The 22,747-nt window shown below is 52.6% G+C and carries 22 protein-coding genes; 5 read left to right on the plus strand and 17 right to left on the minus strand.

All coding sequences use genetic code 11. The features are described 5' to 3' along the window. Window positions 1-65: 65 nt before the first annotated feature. The 4 genes from fliS to FE848_RS18940 all read right to left on the minus strand — a co-directional run bounded on the left by fliS (window position 66) and on the right by FE848_RS18940 (window position 4,619). Window positions 66-467, minus strand: coding sequence for a flagellar export chaperone FliS (gene fliS / locus FE848_RS02895; protein ID WP_200201213.1), 402 nt, complete (start codon window positions 465-467; stop codon window positions 66-68). A 33-nt stretch (window positions 468-500) separates the two neighbouring features. Beyond that, window positions 501-2,462, minus strand: a complete 1,962-nt coding sequence (gene fliD / locus FE848_RS02900) for a flagellar filament capping protein FliD (RefSeq protein ID WP_200201214.1) — start codon at window positions 2,460-2,462, stop codon at window positions 501-503. A gap of 170 nt (window positions 2,463-2,632) precedes the next feature. Next, the gene (locus FE848_RS02905) at window positions 2,633-3,067 is read right to left on the minus strand and encodes a flagellar protein FlaG (RefSeq protein WP_200201215.1); all 435 of its coding nucleotides are present in this window, start codon (window positions 3,065-3,067) and stop codon (window positions 2,633-2,635) included. Between the two features lie 70 nt (window positions 3,068-3,137). After that, window positions 3,138-4,619, minus strand: a complete 1,482-nt coding sequence (locus FE848_RS18940) for a flagellin (RefSeq protein WP_200201216.1) — start codon at window positions 4,617-4,619, stop codon at window positions 3,138-3,140. 386 nt (window positions 4,620-5,005) lie between these two features. On the opposite strand from FE848_RS18940, the gene FE848_RS18945 reads away from it, so the two are divergent. Beyond that, window positions 5,006-6,865 carry a flagellin gene (locus tag FE848_RS18945; RefSeq protein ID WP_200201217.1) on the plus strand — a complete coding sequence of 620 codons (1,860 nt, stop codon included), beginning with the start codon at window positions 5,006-5,008 and terminating at the stop codon, window positions 6,863-6,865. A 95-nt stretch (window positions 6,866-6,960) separates the two neighbouring features. Here FE848_RS18945 and FE848_RS02920 read toward each other — a convergent pair whose 3' ends face one another. The 3 genes from FE848_RS02920 to FE848_RS02930 form a co-directional block, all read right to left on the minus strand. Continuing rightward, window positions 6,961-7,203, minus strand: a complete 243-nt coding sequence (locus FE848_RS02920; RefSeq protein ID WP_200201218.1) for a DUF2442 domain-containing protein — start codon at window positions 7,201-7,203, stop codon at window positions 6,961-6,963. Continuing rightward, a complete protein-coding gene (locus FE848_RS02925; protein ID WP_200201219.1) occupies window positions 7,184-7,414 on the minus strand; it encodes a DUF4160 domain-containing protein in 231 nt (76 codons plus the stop codon). Before FE848_RS02925 ends, FE848_RS02920 begins: the two co-directional genes overlap by 20 nt. 98 nt (window positions 7,415-7,512) lie before the next feature. Next, window positions 7,513-8,919, minus strand: coding sequence for a plasmid pRiA4b ORF-3 family protein (locus FE848_RS02930; RefSeq protein WP_200201220.1), 1,407 nt, complete (start codon window positions 8,917-8,919; stop codon window positions 7,513-7,515). Window positions 8,920-9,012: 93 nt separating this feature from the next. Here FE848_RS02930 and FE848_RS18995 point away from each other — a divergent pair, with 93 nt between their 5' ends. Continuing rightward, window positions 9,013-9,189, plus strand: coding sequence for a DUF2281 domain-containing protein (locus FE848_RS18995; RefSeq protein ID WP_227715125.1), 177 nt, complete (start codon window positions 9,013-9,015; stop codon window positions 9,187-9,189). A gap of 70 nt (window positions 9,190-9,259) precedes the next feature. Here the strand turns inward: FE848_RS18995 and FE848_RS02940 are convergent, their stop codons facing one another. The 3 genes from FE848_RS02940 to FE848_RS02950 all read right to left on the minus strand — a co-directional run bounded on the left by FE848_RS02940 (window position 9,260) and on the right by FE848_RS02950 (window position 10,261). Continuing rightward, window positions 9,260-9,514: a BrnA antitoxin family protein gene (locus tag FE848_RS02940; RefSeq protein ID WP_200201222.1), complete on the minus strand. Its 255-nt coding sequence runs from the start codon at window positions 9,512-9,514 to the stop codon at window positions 9,260-9,262. A gap of 92 nt (window positions 9,515-9,606) precedes the next feature. Continuing rightward, window positions 9,607-9,948 (minus strand): DUF86 domain-containing protein, encoded by a 342-nt coding sequence (locus tag FE848_RS02945; protein ID WP_200201223.1) that lies wholly within the window; start codon window positions 9,946-9,948, stop codon window positions 9,607-9,609. Then, window positions 9,938-10,261 (minus strand): nucleotidyltransferase family protein, encoded by a 324-nt coding sequence (locus FE848_RS02950; protein WP_200201224.1) that lies wholly within the window; start codon window positions 10,259-10,261, stop codon window positions 9,938-9,940. The genes FE848_RS02945 and FE848_RS02950 overlap by 11 nt, the downstream gene beginning before the upstream one ends. 187 nt (window positions 10,262-10,448) lie before the next feature. Between FE848_RS02950 and FE848_RS02955 the strand changes: the two genes are divergently transcribed. Then, on the plus strand, window positions 10,449-12,449 hold the full coding sequence (locus FE848_RS02955) for a hypothetical protein (RefSeq protein WP_200201225.1): 2,001 nt from the start codon (window positions 10,449-10,451) through the stop codon (window positions 12,447-12,449). 188 nt (window positions 12,450-12,637) lie between these two features. Here the strand turns inward: FE848_RS02955 and FE848_RS02960 are convergent, their stop codons facing one another. From FE848_RS02960 to FE848_RS02970, 3 genes are all read right to left on the minus strand, one after another. After that, complete coding sequence (locus FE848_RS02960) at window positions 12,638-12,994, minus strand: endonuclease domain-containing protein (RefSeq protein WP_200201226.1); 357 nt, start codon at window positions 12,992-12,994, stop codon at window positions 12,638-12,640. A 235-nt stretch (window positions 12,995-13,229) separates the two neighbouring features. Beyond that, window positions 13,230-14,672, minus strand: a complete 1,443-nt coding sequence (sbcB, locus tag FE848_RS02965) for an exodeoxyribonuclease I (protein ID WP_200201227.1) — start codon at window positions 14,670-14,672, stop codon at window positions 13,230-13,232. Window positions 14,673-14,720: 48 nt separating this feature from the next. Continuing rightward, window positions 14,721-15,620, minus strand: a complete 900-nt coding sequence (locus FE848_RS02970) for a hypothetical protein (protein ID WP_200201228.1) — start codon at window positions 15,618-15,620, stop codon at window positions 14,721-14,723. Between the two features lie 276 nt (window positions 15,621-15,896). Here FE848_RS02970 and FE848_RS02975 point away from each other — a divergent pair, with 276 nt between their 5' ends. Continuing rightward, the gene (locus FE848_RS02975; RefSeq protein WP_200201229.1) at window positions 15,897-16,928 is read left to right on the plus strand and encodes a response regulator; all 1,032 of its coding nucleotides are present in this window, start codon (window positions 15,897-15,899) and stop codon (window positions 16,926-16,928) included. A 3-nt stretch (window positions 16,929-16,931) separates the two neighbouring features. Then, window positions 16,932-17,906, plus strand: a complete 975-nt coding sequence (locus tag FE848_RS02980) for a GGDEF domain-containing protein (RefSeq protein ID WP_200201230.1) — start codon at window positions 16,932-16,934, stop codon at window positions 17,904-17,906. Window positions 17,907-17,991: 85 nt separating this feature from the next. On the opposite strand, the gene FE848_RS02985 is transcribed toward FE848_RS02980, so the two are convergent. The 4 genes from FE848_RS02985 to nagB form a co-directional block, all read right to left on the minus strand. Then, on the minus strand, window positions 17,992-18,360 hold the full coding sequence (locus tag FE848_RS02985; RefSeq protein WP_200201231.1) for a histone-like nucleoid-structuring protein, MvaT/MvaU family: 369 nt from the start codon (window positions 18,358-18,360) through the stop codon (window positions 17,992-17,994). Window positions 18,361-18,532: 172 nt separating this feature from the next. After that, complete coding sequence (locus FE848_RS02990; RefSeq protein ID WP_200201232.1) at window positions 18,533-19,939, minus strand: MBL fold metallo-hydrolase RNA specificity domain-containing protein; 1,407 nt, start codon at window positions 19,937-19,939, stop codon at window positions 18,533-18,535. Window positions 19,940-20,016: 77 nt separating this feature from the next. Then, window positions 20,017-21,957: a polysaccharide biosynthesis protein gene (locus FE848_RS02995; protein WP_200201233.1), complete on the minus strand. Its 1,941-nt coding sequence runs from the start codon at window positions 21,955-21,957 to the stop codon at window positions 20,017-20,019. 15 nt (window positions 21,958-21,972) lie between these two features. After that, window positions 21,973-22,746: a glucosamine-6-phosphate deaminase gene (nagB, locus tag FE848_RS03000; protein ID WP_200201234.1), complete on the minus strand. Its 774-nt coding sequence runs from the start codon at window positions 22,744-22,746 to the stop codon at window positions 21,973-21,975. Window position 22,747 lies beyond the last annotated feature (1 nt).

A 22,747-nucleotide genomic window follows, 5' to 3' on the forward strand; every position in this document is an offset into this window, starting at 1 on the left:
CAAGAACTCAGGCATGGGGAGTTATTCTCCCCTCTCCACTTGCGGGAGAGGGGCGGGAGGTAAAATCAGCCAACCTGAGCTGACTTCGAAACCACCTCTTCGCGAATCCCATCCCAACCATCTTTGATTGAGCGAAGAAGATCAGCAACTTCATCCAGCTTGGCCATATCATTCTTGGCACTGGCTTCCAGAAGGGTGCGTTCCATGTAATCGTACAAGCCTTCAAGGCGCGCAGCTAATTCACCGCCTTTTTCGAAATCCAGAAAGCTTCTCAGCCCGCCGATGATTTCAATGGCCTTACCAATCAGCTTTCCCTTGCCTTCATAGTCTTTGGCCTGCATGCGCGCCTTAGCCATATTGATCCGCTCCAGCGCACCGTTGTATAGCAACTGGATCAGCTTGTGCGGATCGGCATCAGTGATGCTGGTCTGGGTATTTACCTGTTGGTACGCTTTTAAGCCTTTCATCGTAAACCTCGTTTCTTTCCGGCCACGCCGGAATTACTTCTTGTTGAAGTTCTGTGGAGCCAGCGCGTCGAGCTGCTGGGTCACGTAATCCCGGGTGTTATTTAGCTGAGCGATCAGCGAATCTGCGGAGCTGAACTGAGCTACAAGGCGCGCCTGATAGCTTTCAATCTTTAAATCCAGCTTGATGCGATCTTCCTGGATTCGCTCCAAGTCCCGGTTCAGCGAGTCAGTACGCGAACTCAGTGCACCTTCGGCGCCAAGAATACTGGTAATGGTATCAACCGCACGCTCACTAACACCTTCAATAAAGCTAACCTGACCCCGACTCCCCAAATCACCACCAGTGATACGCACTTGCATACCGGCAGCTCTGTTGCCCGCATCATTGGCCAGAAAAAGCACCTGCCCATCGCCCTGCGCTGCCTGACCATTAATCGTACCCTGAACATCCAGGCCAGCGGTGCCAGTTCCCGTGCTCAAGCCTGTCACATTAGCTAGGCTTGTCAGGCTCACATTAGAGTCACCACCAAAACGGCCAGACGAAAACGTAAGCCCTTCGGTAGCATCATAGGCCACCTGAACAGAACGGTCTGCTGCATTCAGCGCCTGATTTTCTGCCAAGGCTGTTTGAATGGCCGCCGCAAAATCAGCGCCTGAATAGTTGCCAGCGGCAATCGATACAGTCGCGCTGGTTTCGCCATCGACTTGGAAGGTAAAACTGCTATCCGCTGCCACGTCAATCGAGGCAACAGGCGCAAAATTCAAACTACCCCGAGTCGCCATCTGGGTAACATTAATATCGTAACCACCCGGCACAGTGTTCGAACCACTGCGAACAAACTCCACTTGGGAATCTGTGGTTCTGCCCTGTTCGGCAAACAACGCAGTCACATCATCGGGGTTTTCACGAAGCTTCTGCTGAAACTTTTGGCTATCAAACTGCAACTCACCCGTACGGAAATCAGAACCAATCCCTACATCCGCCAAACTGCGCACGCCGGCATTTTCGAGCCCAGGAATAATACTGGTTAGCACGCTTTTCAGCTGATTCTGGATATTACGAACCGTGGAGTCGCCCGTCAGAATACTGCCCTGGCCTGTGTCGCTATTAAACGTCGAAAGTTCCCGGATTGTGCCTTGCAGCTCATTGAACTTATCTACAAACGCCTGAACACGCTCTGCCACCTTGGCCGTGTCCTGCTCAACCTTAACGGTGGATTGCCCGATCTCTTTCAGGTTAAACGTCAATCCATCTACAACGTTTTCTACGGTATTCGTGGCGCGAGTAATCAGCACACCATTAATCTTCATCTGCGCATCCGCAGCAGCAATGGTTTGCTCCATCTTGGGATTAGCGGCTGCATCTGCAGGATCAAAAGCAAAGCCTGCGAGCCCTTCGGCGCCCGCGTCTTCCGTAGCCGTTATTTTCACCGCGTTAGCGGTACCGGTTTCATCGGCGGAAAGCGTAAGCCGGTAGCCACTGCCCGTATCAATTACACCAGCAGACACTCCACCATTGGCCTCATTAATAGCGTTAGCCAAACCCTGAAGTGTGTCGTTGCTGGAATCAATGGTGATATTGGTGGTTTTATCGCCCACCTGCAGGGTGATGGTGCCACGACCAACACTGGTGGCGTCGCGGTCCGCAAAGGTTTCTGTGCTTGCCAGTGCTTGCGATTCAGCAAGGCCAACCACATCAACACTGTAGGAGCCCCTAGCTGCCTTGCCGGCATCAACCGACACTTCCATATTGCTACCGGATGACGTAGCAGAAAATGACTTCATCGCATCCGCAGAACCAAGCTGTCGCATTGGCAGTCGCAGCTCTGTAACGGCGCTACGCAGCATGCCGTAAGCCGAAATAAGCGCTTCAGTACGTTCTGTTTTCTGATCCAGCCGAACCTCGGTGGGCCTGCGTTCCGCCGCGACCAACTGATCAACCAGATCGGAGGTTAGAACCCCGGATCCAACGCCTAACGATGATATACCTGCCATAACCCTGCATCCTCATGGGAGCGAATTTCTATACTGTATAGTTTATCGGCAACGAACGGCAAAACTTTACCGCTAAATACAAATACCCATAAACCAGAACACCGCCAGCCCCTTTCGGAGTGGCGGTGCTGAAATACCGTTATTCTCAAACGCGCAAAAGCGGCAAGCTTTTACACTTTAATATTGAACAACGTCAGCGGTTCATCCTGCTGCAATTTTTCTGCCAACCTCAATGCTACTTCATCCGGCATCTGGCGAATCACTTCCTGGGTAGACTGGTCAACCACCTTCACAATGGTCTGACCGGATTCGTTATCCACCTCAAACTGAAGATCCCGCTGCACGTTCTGAACAAAATCGTTCAGCTGGCTCACCGCCTGGCCCAACTCTTCCCGTTGCGCTTCACTGCGCTCCTGCAGCCTTTCGGCTTTGGAGGGTTCGCTGGCAACTTGAGCCCGCTGAACCTGGCGAGTACCAGTAGATGAAGTAACAAGGTCAGGGGCTTTTTTGCCCTCGGCCTGAGATGACGACAGTGCCTTGGCCGGAGCCTGGGCACCAGGGCGCACCAGCTTTAGTTCCGGACTGTTCAGGTTAACGTCATTCATAGCTTTACCTCGCTATACTCAAACGGCGTAAAACCGGAACCCGAAGGTTCCGGCTACTACCGTTAATCCCTTACTGCAGGAGGGACAGAACCTGCTGCGGACGGGCGTTAGCCTGTGCCAGTACCGAGATACCTGCCTGCTGCAGTACCTGAGACTTAGCCAGGTTTGCAGTTTCTGCCGCGAAGTCAGCGTCCAGGATACGGCTGTTGGAGGCGCTGAGGTTCTCTACAGAGGTGCTCAGGTTCGCGATAGTGGACTCGAAGCGGTTTTGGATGGCACCTAAATCGCCCCGCAATGAGTTGACAGTCGTCAAAGCTGAGTCCATCCGACGGATAGCATCATTAGCGTTAGCAACATTGTCTACTTTCACATCAGACAAGGTCTTTTGGTCGACTGTAAGAGCGGTTTCACCTGCGAATCCGATATTTCCACGCTCACCGCCAGCCAAAGTGACAGTTTCTGCAGCAGTGAATGTCAACTCACCTTTGTAGGTGTCATCTACGTTATTACCTGCCCCTGTTGCAGCACCAAATGCTCCAGCGGCTGTAACTGCTGTGCCGCCGCCGCCATCCGTTATAGTTTCTTCAACCTGAATATCTCGACCATCAACGGATGTTAAAGTAATTTCGCTTGCAGTCTGGTCATACTTAGCTGTTACACCGCTTTCACCTGAAACTGCATTGATCTTTTGAACAAGATCTGCTGTGGCAATGTTTCCATCAGTAAAGTCATACCCTGACTCGACTACAACGCCGTTAATAGACAAATCATATGTGTCACCGTCAGCATTGCTACCTGCGACCGCGGCAGCGATACTACCAACTACTTCTTCATTTTTCGCCTCAACTGACAGTCCTCCGACCCCAGCAGAGTTGATAGCCTCAGCATACGCAAAAGCACTGTCAGCTGCCTGCCCTGCCTCGCCTCCTGCCGAGGATACGCCAACTGTTACAGCCTCTCCGTTACCTACTTTTATACTTAGATCACCTGTCAGCGCACCACCTGTACCAACGTCTGCACCCGTTCTATCAACGATCGATCCCATTTGACCAGCACGGGTACCTTGACTCAAATTGATATCGATCGTTTCGCCAGCATTTGCACCCACCTGAAAGCTAGAATTACCGAAGCTTCCGTCCAAAACCTTAAGACCGTTAAATGCAGTTTGGGTCGAGATTCGATCAATCTCTTTTATCCGCTCCTGAACTTCCGCATCGAGCGCGGCGCGATCGGAAGCGCTGTTAGTAGCGTTAGCCGACTGAACCGCCAGTTCACGAATGCGCTGAAGGTTATTGGTAATCTCATCCAATGCGCCTTCAGCCGTCTGCGCTAGAGAGATGCCGTCATTCGCATTACGGGTGGCCACATTCAGACCACTGATCTGGGACTGAAAACGAGTAGAAATCGCCATGCCGGCGGCATCGTCTTTGGCGGAGTTGATACGCAGGCCTGAAGACAAACGCTGCAGCGCCTGATCGTTCATGCTCTGAGACTTACCCAATTGGTTCTGAGCGTTCAATGAAGCGACGTTAGTGTTAATTCCGAGAGCCATTATGCTTCCCCTTCGACTGATGAGTCGTTATTTCATGGTTAAGGTCTGGCGTTCTCTTTTTTGGTTTGGAGCGCCGCCCTGTTACTTCACTTAACGGCACCTAATCCGGTTGCTTTAGGAAAAAAGGCAAGAACTTTGTAAAGGAATGTAAAAGCGGCAATTTGATACCGATCTTTTCCGCCGAAAATCTGGCGTCTCACGCCCATCCATCAAAGCCAAAAAAAATATTTCTCTATTAATTAGGCAGTTAAAGCTCAAAAGGAAGAACTGGCACACACTTCGCTTAGCTTCCCTACAAACGGCCATTCAACGAATTTATTGCCGGTATGCTGCCTCAGCCACTATTAAGCAGCGTGACCCGGCACCTCTGAGTAGGGAGATTAGATATGCCACAGGTCATTAACACCAACATTGCCTCGCTGAACGCCCAGCGTAATCTAAACGCATCTCAAGGCGCTGCCAACGTCGCTTTGGAAAGGCTGTCATCCGGCCTTCGCATCAACTCCGCCAAAGACGATGCCGCCGGCCTTGCTATTTCTGAGCGATTCCAGTCACAGATTTCTGGTCTCAACCAGGCGATGCGGAATGCGAACGATGGCATCTCCTTGGCACAAACCGCCGAAGGGGCGATGGATGAGATCACCAACAACCTGCAGCGGATTCGTGAATTGGCGGTTCAGTCGGCTAACGCGACTAATAGCATTTCAGATAGACAGGCGTTGAATCAGGAAGTTCAGCAGCGGGTAGAAGAGATCAACAGGATTGCCGCGCAAACCTCATTCAACGGCTTGAAGGTGCTTGATGGAACATTTGCAACCCAAACCTTCCAGGTGGGCGCAAACACTGGAGAAACCATTGCCATCAGCGGCCTTGATTCCCGCGGCAGTCAAATCGGCGCAATAATAGACAACACACAGAACCTCGGTATTTCCGTAATAGAGAATGCGGCTCCCACCGTAACCACAACGAAGGCATCCGGCCTCACGCTTGCAGCGGGTGGCCCTGTGGTCAGTGGAACCGTTACCATCAATGGCGTAGCTCTGACGGTAACTCCGCAAGCTTATGCAGACATTGGAACACTTCAGGGCGACATCAGCACACAGATTGGCAACCTGACCGGAGCAGATGCGGCTGCATTGGCTGATATTACGGTTGGGGTGGATGGTGACTCTCTAACCTTTACCAGCAACCGTAATGGGCCTGTTGATGCTATTGTTGATCTGAATAGCGGCGCTGTCGCTCCCGTTGCATACACCCCCGCAGACAACGCGACTGTCGCTGATGGGGCGGCCTATACAGTAGGAGATTTCTCCAGCTTCGATTATGACTCGGGCAATATAGCGGCCTCGGTAACCCTGAGCGATGGTACAACAACCGGCACATTGAACCTGGACACAACAGGCATCACTGATCAGGCAACCTTTCTGAGTGCGGTTAATAACCAGATAGAGGCGCTGGGATTTGCCTCCGGCCAGGTTGTGGCCAGCATTAGCGGCAACGATCTCATTCTTACAAATAATACCGGGGGTGGCACCACCCTATCGGTGACCAACGCCTCCTTCTCAGACGGCGGCACTCCTGCAGCCGATTTCGACCAAAACGTGGAAATCGCCGGCCAGTCCGGGGTAACACTCGCCGATGCGTTTGCTCGTGGCGATCAGATCGATTTCCAGGTGGATATAGATGGCGAAGTAATCAATATTCAAGGCGCCACATCGTTGGGCGATGTGATAGGCCAAATAAACGCCAAGAGCAATGATACCGGCGTGTCCGCAAACCTGAATGCGAGAAACAACGACATCGTATTCTCGTCCCAGTTTGGACAGGAATATACCATTACGCTAAGCGCCGACACAGATGGCGACGGCTCCTTTACCGGCGCGGCAGACTTGGCGCAGACGATCATTGGCACGGTTGCCGATGACACGGTATCAGCTAACGATATCGACATTTCTACGCCCGAAGGTGCTGATCTGGCCATGGTTGCTGTTGACTACGCTATCGACAAAATCAACGGCTTTCGCGCTCAACTCGGCGCCGTCCAAAACCGCTTCGAGTCCACAATCGCGAACCTGGCCACAACCTCAGAAAACCTCTCGGCCTCAAACAGCCGCATCCGCGATGCCGACTTCGCCGCAGAGTCCGCCGAACTGGCCCGCACCCAGGTGCTCCAGCAGGCTGGCCTCTCGGTATTGGCTCAGGCCAACGCACGGCCGCAGCAGGTGTTGCAGTTGCTGCAGGGTTAATAGAGCCCAGAACGAAAAAGCCCGATTCGAAGTTCCGAGTCGGGCTTTTTGCGTTTTATCTGTATGGAATTATTCGTTCACTACGCTTGCCTGAGTCAGGCAGCAGTTTGCCGAGCGTTGCCCGTCAGCATAGCTTCTATGTTGAGATGGTAGTCCAGACTCTCCCATTCGATACCCGTACCATCGCAAATAAAGCGATATTGACGAATCTCGGAAATCGATGCCTTCTCAAGTTCTTTGTACCAATGTATGGGCGTAGAAATTACGCGCCCATCTTGCAACTCCACATGCAAGTGGCGGTCGTCAACGTGAACGGATTTACCCTTGAAACCAGGCATGCCAACTCTCCAAAAATTCCGACCGGTGGTCTTTAACTATTGCCAAACACTGCTTTAGTTCTTGGTTTTTAAGCGTACTGTACTTCACACCAAGACTTTCCAATTCGATTTTAGCCCATCTCTCACCTTTCAGCACATGCACATGAGCTGGCAGGTGATCATTTGCATAAAAGAAAAATTTGAATCCGTTCAAATATAACAACGTTGGCACATACAACTCCTTCTGTATTGCAACACTAACCTCACATTATCGAGCCATCAAAAATTGTTCAACAGCCTACTGCTATTTGAGGGGTACGTCCTACAACCTCAGGCCCTAACAAACACCCCTTCAAACAACCCTGTCCGCCGCATCATCTGCTGATCTTCCTCTCGCATTAGCGTGTGCTCCGGGCTAAGTTCTATCAGCCCAAGCATCCGGCAAAGCCGTACCATTCGGAACTCCATCGCCCACTTTGCTTGCTGTTCCTGGCTTGTATAACTAACGGGGTGAGCTGCCAAGGGTAAGCGGGGAAAGGCTCTTAGCATATCGCTGAGGTAGTCCTGCACCGGCAACCACTGGCCGCCCTTTTCTGATAGCAACCAAAAGATAAAAGGGCCTACATATTGCAAATCGTCCATGCCTTCGCTGTGGTCCATCCAGGCCCAGTTGAACTTCGAAAGCGCTGCAGAGAGCACGTCCATATAAAAGGTGAGCCAGCCCTTGTTCTCAATGCGCTTGGCGGCGGTTTTTTTGAGCAGCAGGCGGCCTTTTTCCTTTTTTGTGAAACCGGCAACTTCCATCAGCACGCGGGTGAGGTGGACGCCCAAAACATTCTCTTCCGAGCGCGCTGCGCTGAAGCCCGCCATGGGGAACACAATGTCTTCTCCACCGGCTTCTATCATTGCCTTTACGTGCTTGAGTGGCAGGTTGCCCTTTCCGGTCAGGCGTATACCCTTGTCGCTCATATCGTGGATCAGTGCTTTGGCCATGCGCATCACCGGCGCGGTATCCAGTTCGCGGTTTACGGCTTCGGCATTAAACAAGGGTTTGAAGACTGAGGGGCAATTCAGCGGGCTTTGCAGTAACTCATGCACCTGGTTTGGGCTAAGCCCCAGGAAGTCGCTGGCTTGCGGCGGGAAATCTGGTTCGGCTTCGCTGAATAAGGTATCCCGCTCCAACAGGTCTTCGTTGATCTCGCCAAGGTCTACAAACTCAGAATCAAATTGCTCACCGCCGCACCACTCCCGCACGGCCACGTGTTCCGGGTGGGCGGCATCTTCCATGGCGTCGAGAAAATCATAGAACCCGGGCAAGCCGCCAACGTCTTCTGGCGGGCACTGGCGTGCTGCTTGTATACACTTGGGCAGCGGCTCTGCCTGTTCGCCGGGCAGGATCTTTTCAAATTTTACTTCGTGCTCCCAGCTATCCCCGAAATCGTATTCGTATTTCAGTTTCTGCCCTTCTTTATTCAGAACGCCGGAAACAGACATGGTGGTTTCATCCAGAAAATTCATCATGCCATCAAAGTCTTCAGACGGATCGCCAATCAACTGGCCGTTGCTCGCTTGGAACAAATGCAAGTGATACCCCTGCCAGCCCATGGCCACTTGAATAATTCGATGCAGGTCGTGGAAGGTGGTGTCCGGCTTAATCAGTATTCGCCGCCAGATGGGTGGTCGGGCTCCGGTGAGTGATACTTTGATTTGGTATGTGGTGTTGATCCGTGTGGGCATTCAGGCTCCGTTTTCTTGCGTGAGTAAACCAACTAACTACCAGACACTGGTTGTGGTAATGTAAACCTTAAAAGAAAACTGAGGTTTTTGATGATGCAACTCGACGAACTTATCAATAGAGTCAGCCAACTGCCTCCTTCAAAGCAACAGGAAGTACATGATTTTGTGGTTTTCCTGGAGCAACGGTACGCTGCAAAAAATCAAAGCTCGCCAACCAGTTGGACAGAGCAAGACTTCAACGCAATGAGCATTAACCAATGCTATGCGTGATATTGAAGACGAACCAGAACTCTACTCGCTGGAGGATGTTCGGGAACGGTGGCAATGAAGACTCCTGACATCACGGCTCTGTAACCTGGCTTTCCATATACTGCCTAAGCAGCTTATTGATTCTGGTCTGATACCCCTTCCCCTGCGCCTTAAACCAAACCAGCACATCTTCATCAATGCGCAAAGTAACCGGTTGCTTTGTCGGCAACCGAAGCTCGGCCTTATTAAAGAAATCATCATCCAGCTCTGCAATATCACTGGTGTCGATCGCTTCGTCTTCCATTTCGCCTAGCTGCTTCCAATCTGATCCAGTTATTTTTGTCATACGGTTTCGCCCCTCGTCTGGAGGCCATTGGGTAGCCATATTCAAGTAAACAAACTATTGGATCTTACGAAACTGAGGGGATTCAATAGTGCTCAAGAACCCTCAAGAATCGCAGATACCTGCTCAATCAAGCTTGCAAGATTGCTCTCAATCACGCCCCAGACGATGAATGGATCTATAGTTGCATAGCCGTGAATCAAAACGTTCCGAAAGGCGATCATCTTCCGGTAATCAGTAATGCTCTCCGCCACGCCCGAATCGGTCTTGTGCAACTTACTCATTGCTTCGCCGATTATCTCAAACTGTCGCTCTACAGCTGACTGCAACAGTTCATCAGCCATGTAGTCAGCTTCTGTTTTGCCTGCAACAAACCGTTGAACCCTTTCTGCAGCGGCCTTTATATCAAACGCATACTTCAAAACCTTACGCGGCATACAAAGGCTGCCTCTCTTCCATCACAGCACTGCGAAAATACGGGTTGGTCAGTGACGATGCGGTAATCAAATCAACCGATCGGGAGAACATGGCCTCCAGATCTTCCTTAAGCCCAAAAAATGATGTAGCCATATCACTCGCTGAAAGGGTTTCTTCGAAATCCACAAGAAAGTCTAAATCGCTCCCAGCATGAAATTTTCCCGTTGCGGCTGAGCCGAATACCGCCAACTGAGTTACTTTGTGCTTTTCGCACAGCAGGCGTATTTCATCGCGTCGATCCCGCAACACCTTAAGCATATCCAGATCTGGCATAGCGCTCTCCTTGAACAGATCCATTCATATTGAGTTTATCCCATGCCATTGGCAATGGAAATTGAGCCCCCCTCGCATGAAACTGGCACACCTTTCGCAACACCTCATACAAAGCACAGCAAACAACCAAAAACTGCAGGCCTTTGCCGCAATTTTTGAATTTAGCGGCAGGTAGATGAGGTATCCCATGCAAGCAAAACATCACATTCAGGAGTCCCTTTCCCAACAGGCGCAAGGGGCTAGGCTGCTTCTGCAGGCCAACCTTGCGTATGGCGAATCCAACAGCGGCGGGTTAAGCCATATTCAGCGCCTGCAGGCCCGGCAGGAATGCCGTGTGTACCTGGAAGAGGTGATTGCGCTTGAACCAAACAACGCCGTTGCTCTTGGGTTGCTGGGGCGCGTGGAGATGGACGACGGGCAGCTTGAAAACGCCCACGACCTTTTTAATGCCAGCCTGCAAGCTCAACCCGGCCAGGCGCAGCAATACGCCAACCTGGGTTACTGGGCTCTGAAAACCGAGCGCCCTGCTCTGGCAGAACAGCACTTCCTGCAGGCTCTGGACTGCGACCGACAATCCGCCGCCGCTTTCTGCGGTGTGGCCCATGCCAAACGGCTGCAGGGGCAGTTTGATGTGGCTTACCTGCATTACCGCAAACTGCTGGAAACCGGCGCTGAATGGGATTCTGTATACAGCGGCATGCTTTCTTGTGCTCAGCATCTTGAAGTGCACAAGGCAGATAGTGATCTGGCGCTGGACGCGATTTCCCTGCTTCAGCAGGAGGGCTTGCCCCATCAGGAAATCGGGCGTTTTGTGGGCGCGATCATTCGCCAGCAGTATGATCTTGATAACCCACAGGCCGAGATTTTCCTTGATGCCGCCAGCACAGACGAGCTGCTGATTCTGGCACTGCAAAAAACTCTCATGCCAGACCCAGCGGTGGAAGAACTGGTTGTAATGCTGCGCCGCGCGATTCTGGCGGAAGTTGCGCAAACCGTGGAGCTGCGCGATGAACTCCAACAGCTCGCCCTTGCCATAGCGCAATACGCAGACCGCACAGGCTACGCGCTGGCCGCGGAGGATGATGAAGAACGCTTGGTGGCTGCGGTGAATGACAGCCTCAAAGCCCAAATTGTAATGGGTGAATCTCAGGAAGCTTTGATTGGCTCGCTGATGATCAGCGCCATGTACGGTGCTTTGTTTCATCAGGATTTTGCCGTTCAGCTTGGGCAGTGGAATCTGGTGGACTGGCCCTTGGCACTTCAGCCGGTTCTAGCCGCCAGCTACTACCACCGCGCGGAAGAAGAAGGCATAAAGCAGTGTTTTGATGAGAAAGCAGAAGAGCTGTGCCTGGATAAAACCGACGTGCCCCAAGCTTGGCCCGCCTGGTCGAAACTGGCTTATCGCGCGGAAAGCAGCTTGAAGTCACTGATGGCCACAGAGCTGGGCTTGGCTACAGACAAGCTGCCCGACACCTTGCGCATAATGGTGTGCGGCGCGCAATCTGGTCAGCGTGCTATGGAACTGGCCAGCTACCTGGCTGATGTGGAAGTGATTGCTGTAGATGAATCACTGGCCAACATCGCCAAAGCCACCCGCATGGCTGCCGAATTCGAGATCAGCAACATCGTGTTCTGGCCCTGGTCCATCGCCCAACGATTTGTGGCCGACGGCCATCAAGTACATTGGGTTGAAGTGGGCCGCCTGCCCTCCCCGGCCATGACAGAACTTTCTCTGGCCGCGCTCGTAAACAACGCAGCCGGCTCTGGTGCCGTTGTGCATCTGCACACCTCCATCGCCGAACAAACCACCGGCGACAAGCAGATGCGCAAACTGATTGCAGAACACCGCTTGCAACCCACCCGCTCTACCCTGCGCCAGCTCCGTCGAATGGTTCTTACGAACCGACAGGATGCTACCTGGCAGGAACTCGCGCAGGAAGACGACTTCTACAGTTTGGGGGGCTGCCGCGACCGTTGGTTCAAGCCGCAGGATGAGGCTCAGCTGAAAGATCTGATGGCGATGGTGAGCAACGAGGTGGAATGGAAGCTGATCAAAGCCCGTGATGAAGATGGGCATAGTTTGGCAACCAAGCCTGTACAAACACAGATTCAGGCAGAGGCTCTGGGGAGTGAGGTGCAGAGTGTGATGGGGCAGAATTTGAGTGTGTATTTTCAAAGGAGAAGGTAGGGGCGTGCAGCCCATCCCCTCTCCCCAACCCCTCTCCCGCAAGGGGAGAGGGGCTTTTACTGCACTGGCCTCAGGGTTTGGCTATATGCCTCTGGCTTGGGGAGTTGCTCCCCTCACCCTTAACGGGAGAGGGGCTGGGGGAGAGGGTGCAGTACTGCTGCGGCCCTTCAGGGCCAACGTCCTTCTTTTTACTCTTCTGCAACCGCAACCCCCTCTCTCCTCTCCAATTCGTCATAAATCACAGAAAGCACCACATCAACCTGCTTCAAAATTTCATGGTTCCAAAATCTCAGCACCTTGAACCCCTGAGAGTGCAGCCAGGCATCTCTTTCCTTGTCGCTCTCCGAATCATTGTGCTGCCCGCCGTCGGCCTCAACAATCACCCTTGAGCCGAAATGTACGAAATCGACGATGTAAGGCCCAAGGGGTTGCTGGCGCCGGAAGCGTTTGCCGTTCAGGCGGTAGGCTCGCAGGTGAAACCAGAGTAGTTTTTCCGCATCGATCATGTTTTGGCGGAGGTGTTTGGCGAATTGGGCTTGGTTCATTTGGCCGTCCTTGGCTTGGGTGTTGAAGAATACCCCCTCTCCCCAACCCCTCTCCCGCAAGGGGTGAGGGGCTTTACTGCCTTGACCTCAGGGGTGGCTACATACCTCTGACTCTTGCGCAATCCCTCAGGCTTTGGGTGTGTAGCTCCCCTCACCCTTCACGGGAGAGGGGCCGGGGCGGTCCGACGTATCGGAGAGGGTGCATTACTACGGCGGCCCGCAGGGCCAACATCCTTTAAATATAAGGAATCAAAGACTCCCCATACAAATGCAAATCCTCCAAAACCTGCTGCTTCTGCGGCGTCAGTTCCGGGTCGCTGGCCAGTCGTTGTAATTCAAGCCCAAAGGCCTCCAGCGACAGCCAACCTTTTTTCGGTGCCATCAATCGCTGAGTGCGGAACTGCTCCCACCTTTCTGCCTCTTCACTGGTCAGCGAATCCGGGTAGTTCCGGGCGCGGTAGCGGAACAGCAGTTCCTGCAAGCGTTCGTCTTTAAAGTTGAAGGTTTCCTCCACCAACAACTCCGGCGGCGTTTGCAGTACCCGGTTCAGCTCACTGCGATCAGCTGGGGATATGAATCCGCCAGCGTAGAGCTGTTCGTCTGGATCTGTCAGGTCGCTTTGGTGCGGTTGATCAAATGCCTCTGCAATTCGCTGCGCCAACCCTGGGGCTTTTCTCAGCAGTGCCAGATTAGCGCGAAGGGTGTCGCCGTCCAGTTCAAGCTCTTTCAAACGTTCAGGAGAAAGCGTGGTAAGCATGTTCGCAGGTGCCAATACCGGGCACTTATTCAGTTGCACGCCTTTCAGAGGGAAGCGCTTTTTATCACCCAACTCTGCTTGAGAGGTAAATACCCGCTCGCGGATTTGTTCTGGCGTGGCGTTTATCAGTTCGCTTGGGTCTTCCCGCAGGTCGTACACAATCACCAGGTTTTTATTGCTGGGATGATCTGCAACCGGCGCAACCATGGCACAACAACCACGGGTGGCTGGGTATTTGGCGGAGATGTGGAGTACGGGCTTCATGGTCGCCGTATCCAGCATGGCGCGGGCGGAGTGTTTGTCTTTGTTGTTCAGAACATAATCAAACAGCTTCGGCTGCTTTTCCCGAATCAGCTTTGCAACAGCCAAGGTTGCTTCCACATCTGACATGGCATCGTGGGCGGCTTCGTGGATTATGCCGTTGGCGACCGTGAGCTCTTCAAGCTTGAAGCTGGGGCTACCGTCTTCCTTGCGGGGCCAGTTGATGCCTTCCGGGCGGAGCGCATAGGTCAGCCGCACCATATCTATAATGTCCCAGCGAGAATTGCCGTTCTGCCATTCACGGGCATAGGGATCGCGCAGGTTACGGTACAGGGTGTGGCGGGTTACTTCGTCATCAAACCGCAAGCTGTTGTAGCCCACTACGCAGGTGCCCGGCTGGCTGAAAGCTTCATTTATCTGGCCGATAAATTCGGTTTCCGGATAGCCTTCTTCCATCGCCTTTTGAGGCGTAATGCCGGTAATCAGGCAGGCTTGGGGTGATGGCAGGTAGTCGTCGGTGGGTTTGCAGTAAATAACCAGCGGGTCTTCAATAATATTAAGATCCGCATCGGTTCGCACACCGGCAAACTGAGAGGGCCGGTCGTGCACCGGGTCTACACCAAAGGTTTCGTAATCGTGCCAGTAAAAAGAGCGGATCAAGGGAAGACTCCTGCCTTGTGAATCATTAGGTTCAGGAGTCTAGCAAAATCAAAACAGGTTAGTACCCATGTCGACCTGATGCGTGCGCAAGCGGTCAATGCCCGCACCGGTAAGTTTTTGCAGATCGACGGTCATGTTAGTGGGCAAATTAATGAACACACCTTTGCCAACATCGATCGTATTCAGACCATCAAGACTTTGCCATTCCATATTGTCATCCCGCTGAAAGCCGATGAAGAAGCCATCAGTAAAACCAACAGTTCCGTCAGTGGCGCCTGTATCTTCACCAACAATTATGGATCGCAGGTTGGTTAACGGCGCACAGTTGGCCAGGGCGCCATCAACATTACAGCCCGCCGCCTGGCCCGGGCTGCTGGGGGCAAGGCCTATGTGGGTAGCGCGATTGTTCGTTGCTGCACCACCTACGCCACCAAACAGCATAGCGTCGTACACTTGGCCGGAATCGCTAATTTTCATACCTATATCACCACTAAAGCTGGTGGTATGGGATGAAACCGATCCGCGAGCTTGTTCAAAACCCATGCGAAAGCCAGCCAGGCCAGCGCCATCTTCAGCTAATTCTATATAAGGTTTTTGGGCTTCGAAGGGAATGGCGTCGCCTGCATTATAGGTAACGCCATTGAATTGCTCACCATCAGTACGGGCAATATGGCCCAAGGCTACATGCTGCCCGGAAAAATCCGCACCACCGCCAATCTGGCCAAGCTGCACATCATCAATATTCACCCGGGTTTCCACATCCATATTCAGGGTCATGCGGGTATATTCGTGATTCGTGCCGGTGTTGTTCACAATCTTCATAAACGCCTGCCCTGTTATATCTCCCATCGCAGATTCAGAAATGGGGTCCAGTTCAGCTTGGGCAACAGGCACAATACCTAGGCTTAAACTAAGGAGGGCGACGCATCCATACGCGTGATAATCCATAACATAGCCTCTCTTAATCGGGTCAATCACTGTCAGTTTCGATTTTACCGCTGCAGGCAGACAGCCTATACTTGCAATTTACATCTTTATTTAATTGCCGAAACGCCACTATATCGGAGGCCCCAAGGCCAATGAAGTGTGCTCAGTCACAAACCTGAATAACAATTCATTACATTTCATCAATTTGAAGCAGCTAAAAGGTGTCGTTTACGTGTACATATTTTGGCGCAATGCTATAATCAATGGATATTTATTCAATCGTTTCCGGGCACAATCATGACCACCCGCATTCTTATCTGCGATGATTCCGCCCTAGCCAGAAAACAAATGGCCCGCGCGCTCCCTGCCGGGCTAGCCGACACCATCCTTTTTGCCAATAACGGCCTGGAAGCGCTAGATAAGCTACGCGCTGGCGAAGCCGACCTGATGTTTCTCGATCTGAACATGCCGGAGATGGACGGCTACCAGGTTCTGGAGCATGTTCTGGCCGAAGACCTCCCCATCATGACCATCGTAGTGTCTGGCGACATCCAGCCCGAAGCGCGGGAGCGGGTCCGCAAGCTTGGTGCGATCGATTTTATAAAAAAGCCCACAGATATGGGGGTTGTCCTCAGCCTGCTCGCAGAATACGGGTTCTACCGCCCTGGGGAGCTTGAGAACACCGCGCTTAGCGATGGCACCCTCACACCCGACGATATCTCGCAAACCCAGGAAATTTCAGTTTCACTGAACGACTACCTGCAGGAAATCGCGAACGTCGCCATGGGGCGGTCGTCAGACTTGCTCGCCCGACTGTTGCGAGTCTTTGTCAAGCAGCCCATCCCCAAGGTGGCCTTTATTGCCAACTCCGAGCTTCACATGGCTATTTCTGCGGCCCACGACAGCGACACCTATTCCGCCGTATGCCAAGGTTTCACCGGTGCCGGGGTTGCCGGGGAGGCGCTTCTGCTATTCGCTGATGCAAGTTTTCGTGAAATGGCGGATTTGCTCCATTACGAGAGCATTGAAGGTGAATCGGTAAACGTGGAAGTGCTGATGGATATGTCGAGCATACTGTTTGGCGCCTTTCTCAAGGGCATAGGTGATCAACTGGATCTCGAACTCAGCCTCAGCCATCCCAGCGTGCTTGGGCAACACCGGCAGATCACAGATTTGCTTGAGCACCAGAACTCCCGGGAGGAGCAACTCCTGTGTATTGAGATCAGTTACACCCTGGAAGACAGGAACATTCAGTGCGACATGCTGGTGCTGCTTACGGAAGATTCTGTGCCCTTCCTTGAGCAACGTCTCCAATATCTGGCGGACTAAACCATGGCCATAAACGAACTTGAAGCCCAATCCTTCCACTGGCTGGTGGATATGCTGGAATCCGTTGAGGTTGGCCTTGTGGTGCTGGATTTGGACTTTCGTGTACAAGCCTGGAACGGCTTTATGGAAAACCACAGTGGTATTACTGCCAGCAAAACACGCAATCAGTTGATTTTCGAGCTGTTCCCCGACATTCCGGAAGCCTGGCTGAAACGCAAGGTAGATGCCGTAACATTGCTTAACACCCGCGCCTTCACGTCTTGGGAGCAACGGCCTTACCTGTTCCAGTTTCGCAATACCCGCCCTATTACCGGAACGGAAGATTATATGTTCCAGAACCTCACCATCAGCCCGCTTTCAGGCAGCACCGGGCAGGTGGAGAAGATTTGCATCATGGTGTACGACGTAACCGATATAGCCACCGGCAAACGCGCCCTGGAACAAGCGAATGAGCAGCTGGCCAAACTCAGCATGACCGACCGATTAACCGGGTTGCTGAATCGCGGTACCTGGGAGAACCTGGTGGATGCGGAGTTTGAGCGCTTCCGCCGCTATGGCCAGTCAACCTGCCTTGTAATGTTTGATATAGACTTCTTTAAAAAGGTAAACGATGCTCATGGCCACCTGGCTGGGGATGAGGTGATCAAACACACCGCGAGAACAGCGAGAGAGTGCCTGCGATCATCCGATAGTATTGGCCGCTATGGTGGTGAAGAGTTTGGCATTATATTGCCAGAAACCGATGCCGAAGGGGCCCGCATTATATGTGAGCGAATTCGGGAGAGTATCGAACAGAGCATTGTGCAAACCAGTGTGGCCCCCATCAGATACACAGTAAGCGTGGGAATCTCGCAATTAAGTGGCAGCCCGGAAAATCACATGACCTGGATGCAGCAGGCAGATGAAGCTCTGTATGCAGCAAAGAAAGGCGGCAGAAACCGGGTAATTGTTTACGAAAACCTTGATTCGCCAGATTAGGGATCACAGTAGAATCATCAATTAGTGCAAACAAAAAGGGGCCGAATGAATAATCATCCGGCCCCTTTTTTATATCTCTGGCTGATCAGTCTTGCTGCCAGCTCTGCACCGCTTCTTTACCGTGCTTTTTACGCCACTCGTTAAGCGTTTTGTGATTGCCGCCACGAGTCTTAACCACTTCACCAGTGTGCGGATTGGTGTAGGTTTTCATGGGGCGCTTGGCACGAGTGCCAGTGCTGCCTTGTGCTTTTTCGGTCGCGATAGAAGGATCAATCGCGGCCAAAATCCGGAGCACATGCTTCGGCGACTTGTCGTACTCTTCCATGAGCTCACGAATGCTGCTTTCAAAGGCCAGTTCGCGCTTCAGAGACTGGTCCTGCTCCAGCTGGTTGATCTCGTTTGCAAGCTGTTCCATTAGCTGCTTTTTCTGATAGTAATCGTTAATCTTTGCCATGGAAATAAAACCTTATAGTTTCTGTGGGCTCCAGAACTTAAACCGCGTCAATTCAAACGCAAGCTTAAGGGCTTGCCAAAATACAGAGGCATAATAAGTCATAGATTTATATATGGCAAAGACTATTCATTTAATAACCGTTAATACATCGCAATATAGATTTGATGTAAATTTAATCTGGTATCAAAACACTTGGATAATTCAGGTACTCAAGGCGCTGCTTAAGCACCTGTTTTGCAGATGCATCACCATGCACAATACGAATCTCAGCAGGTTTACCGGGAATGCCTTCAATAAAGCGAATCAAATCCGATTGGCCAGCATGTGCTGAGTAACCACCCACTTGGTGAACGCTTGCCCGTATATCAAACCGCTCGCCATCCAGCTCCACCCAACCGCCACGGGGGCCATAAGTAAGAATATCCCGCCCGGGTGTGCCCGCTGCCTGATAACCCACAAACAACACATCGTTTCTGGCTTCACCAAGCATAGCCTTCAAATAATTAACCACCCTGCCCCCAGCACACATACCAGAACCCGCCAGCACTACACAGGGGCGATGGGAGCGGGCAAGATAGTCCACTGCGTTTAAATGATTCTCGTGGGAATTAATCACAGTTAGCTGCTCAAACGAGAGCGGGTGCCGGCCCTGCCGAAGCAGATCAGCCGCCTCTGCATTCCAGAATGGCTTTAACTGACGATAAATACCAGTGAACTCCGCCGCCAGGGGCGAATCCACCACAATTTCCAAATCACTCCAGGCCAGTCCATCAGTTACACAGTCATTTCCAAACTCGTGTATCAGCCCCTCAATTTCGTAGAGCAACTCCTGGGTACGGCCAATACTGAACGCTGGAATCAAAACCGTGCCACCATCCGCCAAAGCCCGCTCCAGAATGGCCTTCAAGCGATAACGCCGAGTTTCCCGGCTCTCGTGGTCCTTATCACCGTAGGTGCTTTCAATCACCAGGCGATCTGCCCGCTCAGGTGAGGCAGGTTCCTGCAACAAAGGCGCATGGGGCGCACCCAAGTCACCACTGAATACTATCCGCTCGCGCTCATCACCTGAAACTGCATCACACTCAACATAGGCCGAGCCCAGAATGTGCCCCGCTCGCTGCAATCGTACCGAAAGAGAACAGCCCGATTCTGCAAATACCTCATGCCACTGCCCATAAGGCACAGGCACAAGCCGGGAACGAATCAGCCCGAGCACTCGCTCAATCAGCTGCCTGTCTCGAGTGAAGCCGATCTTCAGCGCATCTTCCAGAATTTCCGGAAGCATGATGGCGGAAGGCTCGGAACAAATAATTGGCCCCTCAAACCCCGCCGCTAATAGATACGGAATACGGCCTACATGATCGATGTGCACATGGGTTACAACCAGGGCACAGATATGCTCAATGGGGAAATCGACGGAGAGATCAGAAGCGCTGGCACCCTCGACTTTCTCCTGCCCTTGGAAGAGGCCGCAGTCGATCAGGATACCAGCTGAGGCGCCCTGCTCAGAACCTAAGGTAAGTTCGTGGCAGGAGCCAGTAACGCCCGTGGTGGCGCCGTGGTGGGTTATGTTAATCATGCTCAACAATCCTTGTTGTATTTAGCTCCCCTCTCCCCCCGCGGGAGAGGGGCCGGGGGAGAGGGGGCATCCCCTTACTAAACTGGCAAACGATGAACCTTTCCGGTGCTCTCCCCATCCAGCGGTCCAATCTGTTTGCCATTGCACCACACCAAATCCGCCACATCGCCATTGGGCGCAAAGCCAGTCGGCGCTTTTTTCAGGGTGTCGACAATCAAACGGCAATCAAAATCCTGGCTGGCACGGGACAATTTATTGAGCACGACCTCCAGCTCCTCCCAGAGCATGGATACCTCTCGGGCCATCATAATACGAGGGTGGGAAGTGCCCTGGGGATCGTCGCCAATGAGCAATTCCTCGTAGAGTTTTTCACCGGGGCGCAACCCGGTAAACACAACTTCAATATCACCCTCAGGCTGCTCTGGCGTTTTCTCCATAAGCCCCATCAGGTGAATCATCTTACGAGCCAGATCAGCAATTTTCACCGGCTCACCCATATCCAGCACAAACACCTCACCCCCACGGCCCATGCTGCCTGCCTGCAACACCAGCTGGCTGGCCTCGGGGATGGTCATGAAGTAGCGGATGATATCCTTATGGGTAACCGTAATAGGCCCGCCGTCGCGAATCTGATCGCGGAACAGCGGCACCACAGAGCCAGACGACCCCAACACATTACCAAACCGAACCATGGAGAAAATCGTTTTACTCTGGCGCTGCGCCAAACCCTGCAACACCAACTCCGCCATGCGCTTGCTTGCGCCCATCACGTTTGTTGGCCGCACGGCTTTATCGGTAGAAATCAGAACAAAGCGCTCAACCCCCGCCGTAATGGCTGCCTCTGCCGCGTGCAAGGTGCCGAACACGTTGTTCTGAACACCTTCAATCACATTGTGCTCAACTAATGGCACATGCTTGTAGGCAGCTGCGTGGTAAACGGTTTGAATGCCAAAGCTGCGCATCACCGTTTCACAGCGGCGGCGGTGCACGACACTGCCCAGCAGAGGATGAATCTCCACATTCAACCCGTCAATCCGGTTAATGGCCTGCAGCTCGCGCTCAATGGCGTACAAGGAGAACTCGGATTGCTCAAACAACACCAGCACTCGAGGCCGATGGTGAATAATCTGCCGGCAAAGCTCAGAACCAATGGAGCCACCTGCCCCGGTTACCATCACCGCCTTGCCATACAGACTGGCCGCCACCTGCGCGTTATCCGGGCGCACGGGGTCTCTCCCCAAAAGGTCTTCAAGCTCCAGGTCGCGGATATCGTTAATACGGGCCTGGCCCGCCACCAATTCACTCATGGAGGGCACGGTTTGAACCGGCAGCTTCAAAGTCTCCAGCTGATTAAGGAGCTTGCGGCGGTCAATCTTCTCATCCGCATCCAGTGCCAGAAGTAGACGTTTTACGCCATGCCCTCGCACCACCTGCTCCAGATGGCTCAGAGCAAACACGGGTAAACCTGCGATCAGAGCCTTGTGGTTGGCTGGTATCAAGCCAATGAACGCCACCGGGTGATACTCGGTACCCTGCTGCAGTGCTTTGGCCAACTGAGCTCCAGTTTCACCGGCACCCACAATGGCCACACACTCCTTGCCACGGTTGGTGGTGTGATGCACCAGCATCCGCACGCCCATGCGGCTCCCGCCAACGAAAATAAAGGCTAGAGCGGCGTAAATCACAGGAACAGAGCGAGGAATCTGAACTTGCAGGCTGTAACCCAGGAGAATCAACAAAAGAGCCGAAATGCCGACACCGGTAATAATGGTGAGAAACGCCCGATCGCTCATATAACGGACAACGGCACGGTACAGGCCAAGGCGAATGAAAACGCCCAAGGTGAAGACAACCGTAAGGGCAGTGATCAGAAGCTGTCCCTTGGTGGGCAGCCAAAGCGTCTCTTCCAAACGCAACGCAAAAGACGCCCAAAGGGCAAATGAGAGCGCTACGGCATCTACCGAAAGGGAAACAAGTCGCTTCTGAAAACGGGGCAGGCCCAAGAATTGCGTAAACATATTATGCGTAATCCCTCATAGTCGAACTCCTTCCCCCAAACCCACAACTCCATTAAACGCATGCTGTGGAAGTAAAGAGGCAGCGTCGCAATCCAATACTATCGTTACATCAGGGTGTTGCTTCAACGCCGATGCCGGCAAAGCCTCGTCCACAGTACTGTGGAACAAATCCGCCATAATGGCCGCTTTTTTCATGCCCGTCGCCAACAGAATAATCTCTTTAGCTTCCAGAATATCCTGAATGCCCATAGTGATTGCGCGGGTGGGCACTTCCTTCTTATCGACAAAAAAGCGACCGTTGTCCAGTCGAGTTTGCTCAGACAGCTCAATTACATGGGTTCGGCTGGAAAAACAGGTACCAGGCTCATTGAAGCCAATATGACCATTGGATCCAATGCCCAAGAGCTGCAAATCCAACCCGCCTGCTGCACGGATTGCTTCAGAATAGGTATTGCATGCCCGATCAACATCCATAGCTTTGCCATCTGGAAGATTTATTCTCTCTTCCGGGATGCTCAGTTTGTTGAACAAATGTTGGTGCATGTAATAGCGGTAGCTCTGAGCATGCTCCCCACCCAACCCAATATACTCGTCCAGATTAAAGGTAGTGAGCTGGGACAGATCGACAGATTGGCGCTGTAAACACTCCAACAACCGGTGATAAACGGGCTCCATGGTGCTGCCGGTTGCCAAGCCCAGGTTTGCGCATGGGTTGGATTGAATCCGGGTTAAAAGGCGTTGTGCGGTGTAGTGGGATGCTTCTTGGGTGGTGTTGAAGATTTTGTACATA

Origin of the sequence: Marinobacter sp. 1-3A (assembly GCF_016597775.1) — a bacterium.
In the GTDB taxonomy this organism is placed as follows: Bacteria; Pseudomonadota; Gammaproteobacteria; order Pseudomonadales; family Oleiphilaceae; genus Marinobacter; species Marinobacter xiaoshiensis.

What these genes read in the sequence shown, in the direction of transcription:
- FE848_RS02975 (WP_200201229.1), top strand. Translation starts at nt 15,897, where the DNA reads ATGACCACCCGCATTCTTATCTGCGATGATTCCGCCCTAGCCAGAAAA.
- FE848_RS18995 (WP_227715125.1), top strand. Translation starts at nt 9,013, where the DNA reads ATGCAACTCGACGAACTTATCAATAGAGTCAGCCAACTGCCTCCTTCA.
- FE848_RS02960 (WP_200201226.1), bottom strand. Translation starts at nt 12,994, where the DNA reads ATGAACCAAGCCCAATTCGCCAAACACCTCCGCCAAAACATGATCGAT.
- fliS (WP_200201213.1), bottom strand. Translation starts at nt 467, where the DNA reads ATGAAAGGCTTAAAAGCGTACCAACAGGTAAATACCCAGACCAGCATC.
- FE848_RS02955 (WP_200201225.1), top strand. Translation starts at nt 10,449, where the DNA reads ATGCAAGCAAAACATCACATTCAGGAGTCCCTTTCCCAACAGGCGCAA.
- FE848_RS02985 (WP_200201231.1), bottom strand. Translation starts at nt 18,360, where the DNA reads ATGGCAAAGATTAACGATTACTATCAGAAAAAGCAGCTAATGGAACAG.
- FE848_RS02990 (WP_200201232.1), bottom strand. Translation starts at nt 19,939, where the DNA reads ATGATTAACATAACCCACCACGGCGCCACCACGGGCGTTACTGGCTCC.
- FE848_RS02980 (WP_200201230.1), top strand. Translation starts at nt 16,932, where the DNA reads ATGGCCATAAACGAACTTGAAGCCCAATCCTTCCACTGGCTGGTGGAT.
- fliD (WP_200201214.1), bottom strand. Translation starts at nt 2,462, where the DNA reads ATGGCAGGTATATCATCGTTAGGCGTTGGATCCGGGGTTCTAACCTCC.
- FE848_RS02945 (WP_200201223.1), bottom strand. Translation starts at nt 9,948, where the DNA reads ATGCCGCGTAAGGTTTTGAAGTATGCGTTTGATATAAAGGCCGCTGCA.
- FE848_RS18945 (WP_200201217.1), top strand. Translation starts at nt 5,006, where the DNA reads ATGCCACAGGTCATTAACACCAACATTGCCTCGCTGAACGCCCAGCGT.
- FE848_RS02930 (WP_200201220.1), bottom strand. Translation starts at nt 8,919, where the DNA reads ATGCCCACACGGATCAACACCACATACCAAATCAAAGTATCACTCACC.
- FE848_RS02940 (WP_200201222.1), bottom strand. Translation starts at nt 9,514, where the DNA reads ATGACAAAAATAACTGGATCAGATTGGAAGCAGCTAGGCGAAATGGAA.
- nagB (WP_200201234.1), bottom strand. Translation starts at nt 22,746, where the DNA reads ATGTACAAAATCTTCAACACCACCCAAGAAGCATCCCACTACACCGCA.
- FE848_RS02905 (WP_200201215.1), bottom strand. Translation starts at nt 3,067, where the DNA reads ATGAATGACGTTAACCTGAACAGTCCGGAACTAAAGCTGGTGCGCCCT.
- FE848_RS02995 (WP_200201233.1), bottom strand. Translation starts at nt 21,957, where the DNA reads ATGTTTACGCAATTCTTGGGCCTGCCCCGTTTTCAGAAGCGACTTGTT.
- FE848_RS02920 (WP_200201218.1), bottom strand. Translation starts at nt 7,203, where the DNA reads ATGCCTGGTTTCAAGGGTAAATCCGTTCACGTTGACGACCGCCACTTG.
- FE848_RS02950 (WP_200201224.1), bottom strand. Translation starts at nt 10,261, where the DNA reads ATGCCAGATCTGGATATGCTTAAGGTGTTGCGGGATCGACGCGATGAA.
- FE848_RS02970 (WP_200201228.1), bottom strand. Translation starts at nt 15,620, where the DNA reads ATGGATTATCACGCGTATGGATGCGTCGCCCTCCTTAGTTTAAGCCTA.
- FE848_RS18940 (WP_200201216.1), bottom strand. Translation starts at nt 4,619, where the DNA reads ATGGCTCTCGGAATTAACACTAACGTCGCTTCATTGAACGCTCAGAAC.